The organism is Streptomyces zinciresistens K42 (assembly GCF_000225525.1).
GTDB lineage: Bacteria > Actinomycetota > Actinomycetes > Streptomycetales > Streptomycetaceae > Streptomyces > Streptomyces zinciresistens.
This window is the reverse complement of sequence record NZ_AGBF01000065.1, coordinates 1-15,967: the sequence shown is the minus strand read 5'-3', so window position 1 is coordinate 15,967 and position 15,967 is coordinate 1. Positions and strand designations below refer to the sequence as shown.

General features: G+C 73.5%; 7 protein-coding genes and 1 pseudogene. 5 read left to right on the top strand and 3 right to left on the bottom strand.

The window, feature by feature from the left end; genetic code table 11:
- Positions 1-46: 46 nt before the first annotated feature.
- The 5 genes from SZN_RS19000 (at position 47) to SZN_RS18980 (ending at position 12,770) form a co-directional block, all read left to right on the top strand.
- A complete protein-coding gene (locus SZN_RS19000) occupies positions 47-2,650 on the top strand; it encodes a glycoside hydrolase family 127 protein (RefSeq protein WP_007497452.1) in 2,604 nt (867 codons plus the stop codon).
- An 83-nt stretch (positions 2,651-2,733) separates the two neighbouring features.
- On the top strand, positions 2,734-6,174 hold the full coding sequence (locus SZN_RS18995; protein ID WP_043731723.1) for a glycosyl hydrolase: 3,441 nt from the start codon (positions 2,734-2,736) through the stop codon (positions 6,172-6,174).
- A gap of 131 nt (positions 6,175-6,305) precedes the next feature.
- On the top strand, positions 6,306-9,587 hold the full coding sequence (locus SZN_RS18990; protein WP_007497447.1) for a family 78 glycoside hydrolase catalytic domain: 3,282 nt from the start codon (positions 6,306-6,308) through the stop codon (positions 9,585-9,587).
- A 230-nt stretch (positions 9,588-9,817) separates the two neighbouring features.
- Positions 9,818-11,050, top strand: a complete 1,233-nt coding sequence (locus SZN_RS18985) for an MFS transporter (RefSeq protein WP_043731730.1) — start codon at positions 9,818-9,820, stop codon at positions 11,048-11,050.
- Between the two features lie 475 nt (positions 11,051-11,525).
- Positions 11,526-12,770, top strand: a complete 1,245-nt coding sequence (locus tag SZN_RS18980; protein ID WP_007497442.1) for a PP2C family protein-serine/threonine phosphatase — start codon at positions 11,526-11,528, stop codon at positions 12,768-12,770.
- A 97-nt stretch (positions 12,771-12,867) separates the two neighbouring features.
- Here the strand turns inward: SZN_RS18980 and SZN_RS18975 are convergent.
- From SZN_RS18975 to SZN_RS18965, 3 genes and pseudogenes are all read right to left on the bottom strand, one after another.
- Positions 12,868-13,338: pseudogene (locus SZN_RS18975) on the bottom strand (glycoside hydrolase family 5 protein); the annotation flags it as partial.
- Positions 13,339-13,351: 13 nt separating this feature from the next.
- Positions 13,352-14,500 (bottom strand): hypothetical protein, encoded by a 1,149-nt coding sequence (locus SZN_RS18970; protein ID WP_007497438.1) that lies wholly within the window; start codon positions 14,498-14,500, stop codon positions 13,352-13,354.
- Positions 14,501-14,752: 252 nt separating this feature from the next.
- On the bottom strand, positions 14,753-15,583 hold the full coding sequence (locus tag SZN_RS18965) for a phosphotransferase (RefSeq protein WP_007497436.1): 831 nt from the start codon (positions 15,581-15,583) through the stop codon (positions 14,753-14,755).
- Between the last annotated feature and the right edge of the window lie 384 nt (positions 15,584-15,967).

Below are 15,967 nucleotides of genomic sequence, written 5' to 3'. Positions count from 1 at the left end.
GCTGCCCCTGTGCGCCAGCCCGCCCCGCCGAAGGGAGTTCCGTACGTTGCACGCCCCACGCGACACCGCCGGCCCGTCCCGCCGCCAGGTCCTGTTCACCGCGTCGGCCACCGCCGCCGCGACCGCGCTCACCCCCACCGCGGCCGCCCGCGCGACCGAGCCCGCCGCAAGCCCCGCCGCAAGCACCGAGGCGCGGGGCACGGGCCCGGCGGCCGGACGGGGAACCCCGGCCCTGGACGCCTTCGGTCTCTCCGAGGTGCGGCTCCTGGAGAGCCCCTTCCTCGCCAACATGCGCCGCACCAGCGCCTATCTGCTGTTCGTGGACGCCGACCGGCTGCTGCACACCTTCCGCCTGACCGCGGGTCTGCCCTCCTCCGCGCAGCCCTGCGGCGGCTGGGAGGCCCCCGACGTCCAGCTCCGCGGCCACACCACGGGCCATCTGCTCAGCGCCCTCGCCCAGGCCCACGCCCACACCGGTGAGCGCGCCTACGCCGAGAAGGGCCGCGCGCTCGTGGCCGCGCTCGCCGAGTGCCAACGGGCCGCCCCCGCGGCCGGGTTCACCCGCGGCTATCTCTCCGCGTTCCCCGAGTCGGTCTTCGCCCGGCTGGAGGCGGGCGGCAAGCCCTGGGCGCCGTACTACACCCTGCACAAGATCATGGCCGGTCTGCTCGACCAGTACCTGCTCGCCGGCGACCGCCAAGCCCTGGACGTCCTGCGGGAGATGGCCGCCTGGGCCGAGGCCCGCACCGCCCCGCTGCCCTACCCGCAGATGCAGAACGTGCTCAGGGTCGAGTTCGGCGGGATGAACGACGTGCTGATGAGGCTCTACCTGGAGACGGGGGACCCGGCCCATCTGCGCACCGCCCGCCGCTTCGACCACGAGGACCTCTACGCGCCCCTGGCCGCCGGGCGCGACGAACTCGCGGGGCGGCACGCCAACACCGAGATCGCCAAGATCGTCGGTACGGTCCCGTCGTACGAGGCGACCGGCGACACCCGCTACCTGGACATCGCCGACACCTTCTGGACGACCGTCGTACGCCACCACTCGTACGCGATCGGCGGCAACTCCAACCAGGAACTGTTCGGGCCGCCCGACGAGATCGTCAGCAGACTCTCGGACGTCACCTGCGAGAACTGCAACAGCTACAACATGCTCAAACTCGGCCGGGGTCTCTTCCTGCACCGCCCCGACCGCGCCGGGTACATGGACCACTACGAGTGGACGCTCTACAACCAGATGCTGGGCGAGCAGGACCCCGCGTCGGCCCACGGCTTCGTCACCTACTACACCGGCCTGTGGGCCGGGTCCCGGCGCGAGCCCAAGGCCGGGCTCGGCTCGGCGCCGGGCAGCTACAGCAGCGACTACGACAACTTCTCCTGCGACCACGGCACCGGACTGGAGACCCACACCAAGTTCGCCGACTCGGTCTACTTCCGCTCCCGCGGCACCCGCGACGGCGTCCCCTCGCTGTACGTCAACCTCTTCATCCCGTCCGAAGTGCGCTGGCGGCAGACGGGAGTGACGGTGCGTCAGAAGACGTCGTACCCGTCCGAGGGGCGCACACGGCTGACGGTCGTCGCCGGGCGGGCCCGGTTCGCCCTGCGGATCAGGATTCCTTCCTGGGTCGCCGGCACCGGACGCGAGGCCGTCCTGGAGGTCAACGGCCGCGGCGTCGCCGCCCGGCTCCGGCCCGGCACCTACGCCACCGTCGAGCGGACCTGGCACACCGGTGACACCGTCGACCTCACCCTCCCGCGCCGCCCCGTGTGGACCGCGGCGCCGGACAACCCCCAGGTGAGGTCGGTCTCCTACGGCCCCCTCGTGCTGGCCGGCGAGTACGGCGACGACGATCTCGCCACCCTCCCCGTCATCGGACCACGGTCACTGCGGCCCGTCGCCGGGACCAGCACCCGCTTCACCGCGCTCGCCGACGGCGCCCCGGTGTCCCTGCGCCCGTTCCACGAGGTCCAGCACCAGCGCTACAACGTCTACTGGGCCGTCACCCCGGACCGGGGCCGTGCGAAGGAGATCGCGCGCTATCCGCTGGACGAGGGCGCCGGATCACCGGCCGACGCCGTCGGCGCCTTCGGGGACGCGACCCTGGCCGCGGGTGCGGACTGGGCCGACGACGGGACCGGTCCGGCCGTGCGGTTCGACGGCGGCGGAGGCCATCTCACGCTTCCCCCCGGCCTGTTGAGCGCACTGGACGAACTCACCGTCAGCCTGCGGGTACGGGTCGACGCGCTCGCGCCGTCCGCCCGCGTCTTCGACTTCGGCTACCACAAGGACACCTATCTCTTCCTGGCCGCCACCACCGGAGGCGGGCGGGCCCGCGCCGCCCTCAAGATCGCCGGGATGGAGCGCGAGGACTACATCGACGCCGACGGGCCCCTCCCGGCCGGCAGATGGACCCACGTGGCGCTCACCCTGGGCGGCGGCACGGGAGTGCTCCACCTCGACGGCGCGGAGGCGGGACGCAATCCGGCGATGGTCGCCTCCCCGCTGCTGCTCGGCGTCACCACCCGCTCCTTCCTCGGCCGTTCCCAGAACAGCACCCACCCCTTTCTCAAGGGAGCGGTCAGGGACGTGCGCGTGTTCAACCGCGCCCTCACCGCCGCCGAGGTCGCCCGCCTGGCCGCCGACTGAACCGGTCGCGCCTCCCGTACCCCGTCACGCCGCCCCCCACGCGACCACCCGCCGCCGTACGACGCCCCCGCAGGAGCCCCCGTATGACTGATTCCCTCTCTCCCGCCATGCCCGAAAACCCCCTGTCCAGACGCGGGTTCGTCGCCGCCGCGGGTGTCGGCGGCGCCCTGGCCGCCGCGGGGACCGGGCTCGGGCTCGCCGTGCCGCCCGCGTCCGCCGCGCCCGGACCCGTGTCCGCGGCGAGCGCGTCCCGGGACACCGTGCCGACCGCCTTCACCGCCCGCCGCTTCACCGATCCGCCCCAGGACAGCCGCCCCACCGTCTACTGGTACTGGAACGGCCCCGTCACCCCCGAACTCGTCGACCGGCAACTGGCCGACCTGCGCGACAAGGGCATGTACGAGGTCATCCTCTTCTCCTTCGACAACGACGCCATGCGGCCCGTCTTCTTCACCGAGGAATGGTTCGCCGTCGTCGAGCACGTGCTGCGCACCGCCGAGCGCACCGGGATGCGCGTGTGGCTGTTCAACGACGACCACTTCCCGAGCGGCCGGGCCGGCGAGTACATCGTGAAGGGCGGCACCGTCGGCTCCCGCACCTACCGGCCGCGCCCCGACCTGCGGCTGAAGGCCCTGTGGCGGTCGACCACCGTGGTCGAGGGCCCCACCCGCGCCGATCTGCGCCGCAGCACCGGCGTCGGAGTGGAGGCCGGGCACCTGGTCGCCGACGCCACCGTCCTCGGCGGGGCGAGCGTCCTGCGCGCCTCGGACACCTGGACCGACGTCACCGTCACCACCAGCGCCAAGGCCGACCGCACGGCCGCCACCGTCGTCGTCCGCGCCTCCGCCGACGGCCGCGACGGCTACGCCGTGGCCTTCGACCAGACCGGCGCGGTCACCGTGCTGCGCCTGGCCCGGGACGCGGAGCCGGCCGAACTCTCGCGCAGCACCCGCACCGACGGCTTCAACAAGACGAAGTACCACACGCTGGAGGTGTCCGTGCGCGGCACCTCCCTCACCGTCACCCTCGACGGCCGCGCCAAGGGCACGGTCTCCGACGGCAGTTACCCGTCCGGCGGAGTCGGAGTGCGGGCGGTCGGCGACGAACGCGGCCTGTTCGACAGCCTGACCGTGACCACACCCGACGGCGCCACCCCCTACACCACGACGTTCGACGACGCCGCCACCGCGGGCGACTTCCCCGACCGGGCGCGGCTCACCGTCGAGGCCGCCGCCGCTGCCGCCCGGCCCGCGGGGGCCGCGACCGCGGACGACGTGCTCGACCTGACGGGCCCGCTGACCGGCGACGGCACCTGGCGGGTCCCCGCCGGGCGCTGGCAGATCGACCTGTTCGGCGGCACCCCCCTGATCGACGACAGCCAGGGCTACAGCCGCAGTTACGTCGATCTCCTCGACGACGAGCCGGTGCGCCTGTTCCTCGACATCGTCCCCGGTGAGTACCACCGCCGCTTCCGCCGCTACTTCGGCACCGTCGTGCCCGGCTTCTGGGACGACGAGCCGTTCTTCGCCTCCGCCGAGGCCCACTTCAAGCGGCTGCCGTGGTCGCCCACCCTCGACAGGGCGCTGCGCGAGGTCGGCGCCGAGCCGGGCGTGGCCTACTCGGCCGCCCTCGACGACCTCGGCCGCACCGGCCGCATCTCCCGCGGACTGTACTGGCAGGCCGTCGCCAACCGCTTCGCCCGGTACTTCCGCACCCAGGCCCGCTGGTGCGAGGAGCGCGGCGTCGCCCTCATCACCAACCCGCTCTACGACGAGACCGCACCGGCCAAGCGCGTGCCCAGTACCGGCGACCTGCACAAGGTCCAGCAGTGGGCGCAGGTCCCCGGCGGCGACATCATCACCGCCGAGTACACCGCGGGACAGCAGACCATGCTGCCCCGCAACCCGGTCTCGGTCGCCCACCAGATGGGCCGGGAACGTGCCCTGATGGAGATGTTCGGCAACATGGGCTGGCAGGTCACCCCCGGTTTCGTGCACGCCACCGTCGGCGCCCAGGCCGCCCGGGGCGTCAACCTGACCGTCCTGCACGCCCTGTGGACCGACGAGGCCGTCGTCTACTTCCCGCCGCCCTTCGGACCCCGCGCCCCCTGGTGGTGGTCGATGCGCCCGCTCGCCGAGTGGATCGGCCGGGTCATGGAGGCCGTGCGCGGCACCTCGGGCGCCCGCACCGCGCTGCTCCAACCCCAGCGCGCCGCCGAGCAGTTGAGCGGAACCGACCGACAGGGCGAGGTCGACGGGGCACTCACCGGCGCCGCCTTCGCCCTGGAGCGCGCCCAGGTCGACTTCGACCTGCTCCACGAGGGCGCCCTGAGCGGTGATCCGGAACTGCTGGCCCGCGCCCGCGTGCGCGCCGGGCGCCTCGCCGTGGGGGAGGCCCGCTACGACCTCGTCGTCCTGCCGCTCACCCCGGCGCTCGACACCGCGGCCGTGCGCGCCCTCACCGGCTTCGTCCGGTCCGGCGGCACCGTCGTCGCCGTGGGCCCACTGCCCGCGGAGGACGCCGACGGCAACGACCGCTCCCTCACCCGCGCCCTGACCGACCTGTTCGGCGACGCCCCCGCCGGCAGCCGCACGCTCGGCCGCGGGCGCGCGGTGCGGGTCGCCGACGCCGGGGGCCTGGGAGCAGCCGCGCAGGAGGCCGGGGTGGCCGTCGCCGTCCTCGAACCCGCCCGGGAGTCGATCCGGGCCCTGCGCACCGTCCGCGGCGACGACACCGCCCACGTCTTCCACAACGAGAGCGGCACGGCCGTGTCCACCACCGCGATCCTGCCCGCCGCCGGCGCCCCCGAACTCTGGGACCCGGCCACCGGACGCACCAGGCCCGCCCCGGTGCACCGGTCCAGCAGACGCGGACTGCACCTCCCGCTGAGGTTCGAGCCCTACGAGACCCTGATCGTCGTCGTCCGCCGGAGCGGCGCCGCACCCCCGCATCTGACCGAAGCCGCGGTGGACGTCCTCGGCGTCGAGCGCACCGGCCACGCCCTGCGCGCCACCGTCGAGGTGACGGAGCCCGGCAGCCACGTCCTCACCGGCACCGACGCGGGCCGCACCTACCGCGGCACGGTCCGCGTGGACGACCCGCTCACCCCGCTCGCCCTCACCGGCGACTGGACCCTGGCCCTGGAGCGCCCCGGCGCGGCCCCCGTCACCGGCCCGCCCGGCAGCTGGACCGCGTACGACCCGCTGTTCTCCGGCAGCGGCACCTACACCAAGGACGTCGACCTGGACCGCGCCGTCCTCGACGGACGACGGGTCCTGCTCGACCTCGGGGACGTGCGGGACGTGGCCCGGGTGAGCGTCAACGGCGAGGCGCTCGACCCCCTGCTCTGGGCGCCGTTCGTCACCGACGTCACCGCGCTGCTGGTCCCCGGACGCAACCGGATCGCCGTACGCGTCGCCAACACCCTCTCCAACGAACGCAAGAAGCCCCTGCCCTCCGGTCTGCTCGGCCCCGTCACCCTGCGGTTCGCACGCCGGGTCACCACCGGTCTGAACCGCGTCTAGAGCCGCGGCACCGGAGCCGCGGCATCAGAGCCGCGGCACAGAGCTGTGGCATCAGAGCTGTGGCACCGGACGCGGTGCCTGCAACGGCCCACCGGCCACGCCCCCGACCCGTCCTCCGCGGAAGGAACCCCATGCCCCGACCCAGACGCCTCCTCGGCGGGAGGCGGCTCGCCGTCCTGCTGCCCGCCGCGGTGACCGCCTTCGTCACCGCCGTCGCCGGCACCGCCCCCGCCGCCGCGACCACCACCGCGACCGCGGGCACGATCACCGCCGGCCAACTCCGCGCCCAGCACCTCGCCCAGGCCCTCGGCATCGACGACACCACACCCGATCTCAGCTGGCAGACGTCCGCCCGCACCACCGGCGTCCTCCAGAGCGCCTACCGTGTCCAGGCCGCCACCTCGCCCGAGCGCCTGCGCTCCGGCCGGCCCGACCTGTGGGACTCCGGCAGGACCGCCTCCGCCGTGCCCGAGACGACGTACGCGGGCCGCGCGCTCGGCTCGCGCACCCGGGTGTACTGGCGCGTCCAGCTCTGGTCCGGCACCGGCCGTGTGTCCGGCTGGAGCGCACCGTCCGCCTTCGAGACGGGTCTGACCCGGGCGGCGGACTGGGACGCCCGCTGGATCACCGACCCCCGATGGCGGCTCAGCGCACGGGAGATCGAGCCCGTGGTCGTCAAGGTGCCCCGGACCACGTCCCGTTACCTCCGGCTCGACGTCACCCGCCTCGGACTGCCGCTCAAGGAGAGCGCCGACGCCCGCACCTGGCGCCTGCAACTCGGCGAGATTGACCTACGCGACTCCGCCACCGCCACGACCGGCCTCGCCAAGGGCGCGGCGGTCACCGCCTCCGAGTCCCTCACCGTCCGCAAGACCTACGAACCCGCCCTCGCCGTCGACGGCCTGACCAACAGCGCGCTCCAGACCGCCGCGGGCTACTCCGGCGCCGCACACGGCTCCGCCGACACCTCCGACGCCCCCGTCACCCTCACCCTCGACCTCAAGAGCGCCAAGACCTTCGACCAGGTCGCCCTCTACCCGCGCGCCGACGTCCTCACCGACACCGGCCAGGTCCCCAACTTCCCCACCGACTACGCCCTTTCGGCAGCCGACGCGGCGGCGGGGCCGTACACCCCGCTCACCCGCGTCACCGGGCAGCGGCCGCCGGAGCCGTACCTGCCCGCCGGACTCCCGCTGCTCGCCCGGGACTTCACCCTCCCGCGCGCCGTCCGCAGCGCCCGCCTCTACATCGCGGGACTCGGCATCTACGACGCCACCCTCAACGGGCGGCCCGTGGGCGACGCCGTGCTGGAACCCGCCAACACCGACTACCGCGACCGCGTCCAGTACGCCGCCTACGACGTCACCGACCGGCTCCGCGACGGCGCCAACACCCTCGGCGTGGCGCTCGGCAACGGCATGTCCAACGTCATCAGCACCGCCGACCGCTACCGCAAGCTGTACGGCAACATCAGCGACCCCAAGCTCCTCGCCCAGCTGGAGGTCACCCTCGCCGACGGCAGCCGCCGCGTCATCAGCAGCGGTGACGACTGGCGCACGACGCTCGGCCCCACCACCTCCAGCAACTGGTACGGCGGCGAGGACTACGACGCCCGCCGCGAGATCCCCGGCTGGGACGCACCGGGCGCCGACCGCCGCTCCTGGGAGCGCGCCGCCGAGGTCGCCGCACCCGGTGGCGCCGCCGGCCCCGCCGCGCTCAGCGCCCGCGAGACCGAACCGATCAGGGTCGTCGAGACGCTGCGCGGCACGGAGGTCGACGGCGCCGAGGGCAGCCGCGTCTTCGACCTCGGCCGCAACATCGCCGGCTGGCCCGAGATCACCGTCAAGGCACCCGCCGGCACCGAGGTCCGCGTCTTCCCCGCCGAGAGCCTGAAGGACGGCCGCGCCTTCCAGTCCCTCAGCAACATCGGCGCACCCCTGTGGGACAGCTACACCACCCGCGACCGCCGCAGCGCCACCTGGCACCCGAAGTTCAGCTACCACGGCTTCCGCTACCTGGAGCTGAGGGGGCTGCCCGAGGGCGCCGAGGTGTCCGTGCGCGGCAAGGTGCTGCGCACCGACAACGCCTCGGCCGGGGACTTCACCAGCTCCGACACCCTGATCAACGGCATCCACCGCATCATCCGCCGCGCCGTCGAGGGCAACATGATGAGCGTCCTCACCGACTGCCCGAGCCGGGAGAAGCTCGGCTGGCTGGAGCAGAACCAGCTCGTCTTCCCGGCCCTCGCCGCCAACTTCGACATGCGGGCCTACCTGCGGAAGATCGTCCGCGACATGGCCGACGCGCAGACCGCCGAGGGCCTGGTGCCGAGCACGGTCCCCGAGTACACGAACCTGCCCGGCGCCTACCGCAACGACGCCAACTGGGGCGGCGCCTTCGTCCTGGTGCCCTGGCAGCTCTACACCACCTACGGCGACCGCGAGACCCTGCGCACCTACTACCCGGGCATGCGCCGGTACGCGGCCTTCCTGCGCGCCCAGGTCTCCGGCGGCATCCTCGACTACGGCCTGGGCGACTGGTTCACCCCCGACCGCACCTTCCCGCGCGCCGTGGCCGGCACCTACGGCTACTGGCGGGTCGTCGACACCCTCGCCCGGATCGCCGTCCTCATGGGCGACGAGACGGCCGCCGCCGGCTACCGGGCCGACGCCGACGCCTCGGTCCGTGCCCTCGCCGCCAAGTACTACGACGCCTCCACCGGCACCTTCGCCGGCGGCGGCCAGGGCGCCGAGGCCCTCGCCCTCGACATGGGCGCCTACCCGCCGGGGGAGAAGGAGCGCCTGCTGGCCCACTTCACCGGATCCATCACGGCCGCGGGCGACCACCTGCTGCTCGGCGAGATCTCCCTGCCGTCCGCCTTCCGCGTCCTGTCCGCCGCGGGCCGCGACGACATCGTCCTGCGCATCGCCACCCAGACCACCAGCCCCAGCTACGGCTACCAGGTGCTCGCGGGCAACACCACGCTGGGCGAGTCCTGGGACGGCGGCCCAGGCCAGTCGCAGAACCACTTCATGCTGGGCGCGATCGACTCCTGGTTCACCGGCTACCTCGCCGGCATCCGGCAGACGCCCGAGTCCGTCGGCTACCGGGGACTGCTCATCGCCCCGGCCGTGGAGGGAACGATGACCTCCGCGTCCGGTTCGTACCGCACGCCCTACGGCGTCGCCCGCACCGACTGGCGCCGCACCGCCGACACGTTCCGGCTGACCGTGGACGTCCCCGCGGGCAGCACCGCGCTGGTCCGCGTCCCCGCCGCCGACGGCCGGGCCACCGCGCCCCGCGAAGCCGAGCCGGTCCGCACCACGCCCGGCACGGCGGAGTTCCGCATCGGGTCCGGCCGCTGGACCTTCGGCTCGACCCTGCCCTCGGGCACCCGGCCCGCCACGCCCTGAGGCAGTGGCGCGGGCCGCGTCCCGGCATGACATGACGCAGGTCACGCCGGGACGGGGCCCCTCGTGGAATGCGCGGCCTCCCCCCGATGGTTCACTGTTGAAGGGTTTGCCCTGTGTGGGGGGTGCGCTGGGCGACGGAGCTCGACGCGGCCGGCCGAGGTGTGCGCGCACACCTCGGCCGGTTCCGTTCCCCGCCCGGGACCGTCGTCTTCGAAAGGTTCACCCGCACCATGCCTCTGGCTCTGCTGGCCCTGGCTGTCGTCGCCTTCGGCATCGGCACCACCGAGTTCGCCACGATGGGGCTGCTGCCCCAGATCGCCGAGGGCATCGGGGTGTCGGTGCCCCAGGCCGGGAACGTCGTGTCGGCCTACGCGCTCGGCGTGGTCGTCGGCGCCCCCGTGCTGACCGGCATCGGCGCACGCGTCCCGCACAAGCGGCTCCTGCTGTGGCTCTCCGGGCTCTTCGTCGTCGGCAACATCGCCTCCGCGCTCGCTCCGGACTTCGGCCTCCTGTTCGCCGCCCGCTTCCTGGCCGGACTGCCGCACGGCGCGCTGTTCGGCGTCGGCGCGGTCGTCGCCTCCCGGCTGGTCGCGCCCGACCGCGCCGCACGCGCCGTGTCCAGGATGTTCCTCGGCCTGACCGTCGCCAACATCATCGGCGTCCCGGCCGGCACCGCGCTCGGCCAGCAGCTCGGCTGGCGGTTCGCCTACGCGGCCGTCGCCGTCCTCGGCCTCGTCGCGCTCGCCGCGCTGGCCCTGTTCGTCCCGCACCAGCCCCGCGGCAGCCAGTCCGGCGTCCGGCACGAACTGCGCGCCATGGGCAACCGGCAGGTGGCGATCGGCCTGGCCACCGCCGTCGTCGGCTTCGGCGGCTTCTTCGCCGTCTACAGCTACCTCGTCCCGATGCTCACCAACGTGACCGGCATCTCCGACTCCTCGACCACCCTGGTCCTCGCGCTGTACGGCGTCGGCATGACGCTGGGCACGCTGCTCGCCGGCCCGCTCACCGACCGCGCCCTGCGCCCCACCCTGTACGCCGGACTCACCCTGCTCGCGGCGGGGCTCGTGACGTTCTACTTCACCGTCCACAGCACCGTCCCGGCCCTGGTCACCATCACCTTCATCGGCGCGATGGGCGCCTTGATCACCACGCCCGTGCAGATGCTGCTCATGGCCAAGGCGAAGAACGCCCCGACCATGGCCGCGGCTTCCAACCACTCGGCGTTCAACCTGGCCAACGCGGGCGGCGCCTGGCTCGGCGGCCTGGCCATCTCCGCGGGCTGGGGCTGGGCCTCCCCGAACCTGGTCGGCGCGGGCCTCGCCGTGGCGGGCCTCGGACTCGCCGTCGTGGGCGGCCTCATGGACCGGGGCGGCCGGCACGGGGTGAGTTCGGAGGTCGTCGCGTCGTCCGCCGCGGAGAGCGCGGCGCCCGTGCCTCCGGCGACGGCCGCGGACCGCGGATAGCGCCCGGCGCCCCGTCGTGACGGGCGGCGAGGGCCTCTCGCCGCCCGCCGCGGCCGCGCTGTCCCGGCCCGAGCGGCCCCGCCTCACCCGGCGCGGGGCAGCTCGGACCGGAAGGCCCCCGCTCCGCCGCCGAGCTTCGGAGCCAGGTAGCCGCGGCCGGGTGACCGCGGCAGGGCGACGACCCGCCGGGCGCTGTCCGGGCCCGGGGGGCGTACGGCGCCGTCCGGGGCGGCACTGTACGTCCCCCGGGCCTTCACGACCGGGAAACAGCGTGGGGGCCGCGTCCTGCGGAGCTGGCCCGGCACGGCTGCCCCTCCGCCTGCCCCCGTCGTTCCCCTCCGGCGGCCTCTGCGAGCCGGGAGGTCCACATATGTGTCCAGGCGGGGCGGGAAGCCGGCCCGCTCAGCGCGCGCGGGCGCGCCCGGCTGGCTAGGTTGGCGGTGAGGATAAGCCCGCAATAAGGAGCCTGAACTCCGTGAACCCGGAGATCGACTACGAGGCGCTGTTCGCCGTGACGCCGAGCCCGTATCTGGTGCTGGCGCCGGACCTGGTGATCGCCGACGTCAACCAGGCGTATCTGCGGGCGACCGGACGCACCCGGGACGACCTCGTGGGCCGGCACCTGTTCGACGCCTTCCCGGACAACCCCGACGACCCGGACGCGGACGGCGTGAGCAACCTCGGGGCGTCGCTGGGCCGCGTCCTCGCCACGGCCGAGCCGGACATCATGGCGATGCAGCGCTACGACATCTCGCCCGTGGAGCGGCCCGGGGTGTTCGAGGAGCGCTGGTGGTCGCCGGTCAACACCCCCCTCCTGGGGCACGACGGCCGGGTGGCGTGGATCATCCACCGGGTCGAGGACGTCACCGCGTTCGTCCGCTCCCGCCGCTCCCGCCACGGCAGCGCCGACGGGCGGCTCAGTGAGCGCGAGGAGGGGATGGAGGCCGAACTGTACGCCCGCGCAAGGGAGTTGCAGCGCCTCAACGAGGAACTGCGGGCCGCGCACGCCCGTGAGCGCGAGGTCGCCGTCACCCTCCAGGAGGCGATGCTGCACTCCCCGGACCTGGAGCGCCACACGGACGTCGCGGTGCGCTATCTTCCGGCGATCGGCTCGCTGAACGTGTGCGGCGACTGGTACGACACGGTCGACCTGCCCGACGGGCGCTTCACCGTGGCCGTCGGCGACGTCGTGGGGCACGGGCTGGAGGCGGCCACCGTGATGGGCATGCTCCGCAGCGCCCTGTCCGCCGCCAGCCGGGCCGTCGCCGGGCCCGCCCAGGCCCTGGAAGTGCTCGGGATGTACGCCCGCTCCGTCGACGGCGCGCTCGTCGCGACGGCGGTCAGCGTGCTCGTGGACACCCGCTCGAAGCTGCTCGTCTACTCCAGCGCCGGGCACCCGCCGCCGGTCCTGGTGCACACCGACGGCACCGTCGACCTGCTGGAGCGGGCCACCGACCCGCCGCTCGGCGCCCGGCCCGAGCACGTTCCCCGCCCCCAGGCCGGCACCTCCTACCGCCATGGCGACACCTTGATCCTCTACACCGACGGGCTCATCGAACGGCGGGACGAGGACATCGACACCGGCCTGAACCGCCTCACCAGCGCCCTCGGCGGGCTCACCGCCCTCCACCCGGAGCGCCTGGCCGACGCCCTGCTGACCGAACTCGGCGTCTCCGGCGGAGCGCGCGACGACATCGCCCTGGTCGCGGTACGCCTCTGAACCCGACGGGCGCTCCGGCACCTCGACCGCGCCCTGGGCGGCGCCGCGCGCGGAAGTGGCCTGCGGGCACCGCGCGCAGGCCACCCCGTCGAGAGGATCACGCGGCAGGGAAGTCGTCCTGCGACATGATGCGTTCACGGATCCAGACCCCGGCCGGCTTCAGGGGGGACGTTCCGGTCCAGGGGCCGGCACGGTTGCACGTGCCCGTGTTGAAGACGGCTCCGGTGCGGTTGTCGTCGGAGAAGTTCCAGTTCGTCCAGCTGATCTTCTTGCTGGCCATGAGGTCGAGGAAGCGCTGTGACATGGCGAAGTCGTCGCCGCCCTCGCCCGCGTAGTTCTGGGTGCCGAACTCGGTGACGAACACGGGGAGTTTGTCGGCGGCCCGGGACAGTGCCGCCAGATACTCCTCGCGATGCGAGTACGCGTAGAAGTGGAAGGTGTACATGATGTTGGCGGCCCGCACCGGGTCGTCCACCACCTCCGACTCGTTGGCGCCCTCCGAGACGCCCAACGAGGACCAGGCGCGGGTGCCCACCAGGACGGGGGCGTCGGAGTCGATGGCGCGGATCGGTCAGGGCCGGTCAGGGGGGACCAGAGCCGTTGAGCCAGAACGCGCCGTAGACGGCGGACAACAGGCAGGTCGCCGCGATCACGGACACCCGGACCCTCGTCGACCGACGTCCTAGGAGCGCCGCGAGGGGGATGAGCAGACTGAAGACGGGAAGGAGGAGGCGCGGTTTCGAGCCGAAGAATCCCGACGAACCGAGGGCCAGCGCGATGATGACCCCGGAATACACCTGGAGCGGCAGCGGATAGGAGGCCGAAAAACCCCGGGAGTAGGCCCAGACGGCCAGGCCGACCGCGACGAGAAGAGCAATTCCCCCGGCAAAGGGAGGTGTGGTCGCGAGGTTTCCCGCGAATACGAGGAAGCTGATTCCGCCGTCGAATCCGTTGCCCCACGCCGACTGGACGTCGAAGTAGCCGAAAAGACGTCCCTCCTGCATTCCCACCCACAGGACGTACGAGGCGAATCCGGCGGGCGCGACCACGAGGGAGACGGCCTTCTTCGCGTCCCATCCCTGCTCGCGGATGCCGGTGACCACGGCGGTCCACACGCCCAGCGCCACGGCGAGGCCCACCGGGCGGGTCAGCCCGGCGGCACACGCGAGGACGGCGGCGGGGATCCACCGCCGGGTGAGGGCGAGGTAGAGGGCCCAGACGGCGACGGCCGTGAACAGCGACTCGCTGTACGCCATGCTCTGCACGATGCTCACCGGCAGGGTCGCCCACAGCGCGACCGTGAGCAGCGCGGTCCGGTGGTCGGTGAAGAGCCCGACGACCCGGTAGACGCCGACCGCGGCGACCAGGGACGACACCGCGCTGACGAGCAGCCCGGCATCCGCCGGAGTCAGCTGGGAGAGCCGCGAGAGCGTCCACTGCAGGGCGGGGAGCAGGGGGAAGAACGCCCTGTTCGACAGGACGCGCCCGTCCGGGGCGGTCAGTGTGAAGTCGTATCCGTGCTCCACGACCCTGACGTACCAGAGCGAGTCCCAGCGGGCGGAGAGCAGGGTGTGCGCGCTCTTGCCGTTGAGCGAGGACCAGAGCGCGAGGACCAGGACGCCGATGACCTTGGCGGCCGCCATCACGGCGAGAGGGTGGGCATCGCGCGGGCCGTCCGCGACCGCGGCGGACGAACCGCGCGGTCCTTGCCGCCCGTTCATGGTGAACATAGGGGTCACAATGCGGTGCTCAGACGTTCCTGTCGGTGAATTCCGGACCGATTGGCCGAGAAAGGCGTGCGCGAGGCGAAGAGAACCGGGTTGAGAAGATGCGGGGGCAGCGAAAGAGACGGATCCGACATGACATGTGCGTACCGTGCACGGATCCGCCTCGTTTCACCACTCTAGCCCAGCCTCCGGTTGTGATTCCGGCTCCACGGCCCCCGCTCCTTTTCGATCAAGGGCGGCCGGCGGTGCGGCCGGTCATGTCCCGTCCGCGCGCTTGATCCGGGCGAGCCATTCCGCGCCCAGCCGCCGCCCGTCCGGCAGTTGATCGTCGCGATCCCAGCGCCAGGCCGTGATCATCGCGAGGACGAGGGTGCGGCACTGGCGCAGCGTCTCCCGGTCCACCCCGGGACAGTGCGCGGCCACCTCCTCCGGTGCGTGGGCGAGGTCGAACTCGACCGGGCCGGTGCAGCACGTCTCCAGGTCGATGAAGAGCAAACCCTCCCGCGTCGCGAGCAGGTTGCCGGGGTGCGGTTCACCGTGCAGAAGCTGTCCGGGGCCGCAACGCCCGGCGATCGCCCGGCCCAGATCGCGCAGGGTGTCGCCGAGCAGGCGGCGGTCCGGCTCGGTGAGCGCGGGCGTGCGGGCGCGGTCCGCCACGAGTCGCCGGGCCTGCTCGACACGGTCCGTGAAGTGCGGTGCCGGGACGCCGACCGCGCGCATACCGGTGTGCAGCCGCTTCAGCGCGGCGGCGTAGTCGGCCGGGGGGAGCTCCGCGGGGCCCACCGGTTCGTAGTACGTCCAGAACGTGATCGCGAAGCCGTCCCGCTCATGCACACGGGGCTCCAGCCCGGGGGCGAGGGCGGCCACGGGACACCCCGCCCCGGCGAGCCGCCTGCCGACTTCGACCTCGAACCCGGCCACCCGGTCCGTCGCAGGCGCCACCCGGGCCACGACGTCGCACGGGGCCAGGCGCAGCGTCAGCTTGTTGGAGTTGTGCAGGACCTCCGCGGAATCGACCCTCAGCCCGAGGGCCGAGGCGGTCGACCGGACTGCCGCCCTCGCGCGCGTGACCTCCGACGCCTGCATGAACGGCCGCCCCTCTCCCCGTGAGTGCCGCGGCGGTGCCGACGGCCACCTCGGATCTATCATCTCTGCCGCGTACCGGACAACCGCGTTTGTGCCGCTCACCGCGTGCGGCGGCGGCCGCTCCCGGGGGTGTGGGCTCAGCCGCCTACGCCCGGTCGAGGGGTGGCCTGGAGGCGCGGCTCCCGGCGGCCCGGGCGTTCGGCCGGAGCGCCGGTGCGTACGGCGGCGCCGGTGGCGAAGACCCCGTGAGAGCCGCACACCGGGCGGCCGCCGAATCCGTACGGTCGTCCGTCAGGCGGCGTCACCCGTCGCCCGGCGGGGCGCCGTCCGGCGGCCCGACGAGCGGCCCGGCTTGCCCGCTCCGGCGCGGGTCGACGTACCGGC

Coding starts and splice junctions, on each gene's coding strand:
- SZN_RS18970 (WP_007497438.1), bottom strand. CDS start 14,500: ATGTTCACCATGAACGGGCGGCAAGGACCGCGCGGTTCGTCCGCCGCG.
- SZN_RS18995 (WP_043731723.1), top strand. CDS start 2,734: ATGACTGATTCCCTCTCTCCCGCCATGCCCGAAAACCCCCTGTCCAGA.
- SZN_RS18990 (WP_007497447.1), top strand. CDS start 6,306: ATGCCCCGACCCAGACGCCTCCTCGGCGGGAGGCGGCTCGCCGTCCTG.
- SZN_RS18985 (WP_043731730.1), top strand. CDS start 9,818: ATGCCTCTGGCTCTGCTGGCCCTGGCTGTCGTCGCCTTCGGCATCGGC.
- SZN_RS18965 (WP_007497436.1), bottom strand. CDS start 15,583: ATGCAGGCGTCGGAGGTCACGCGCGCGAGGGCGGCAGTCCGGTCGACC.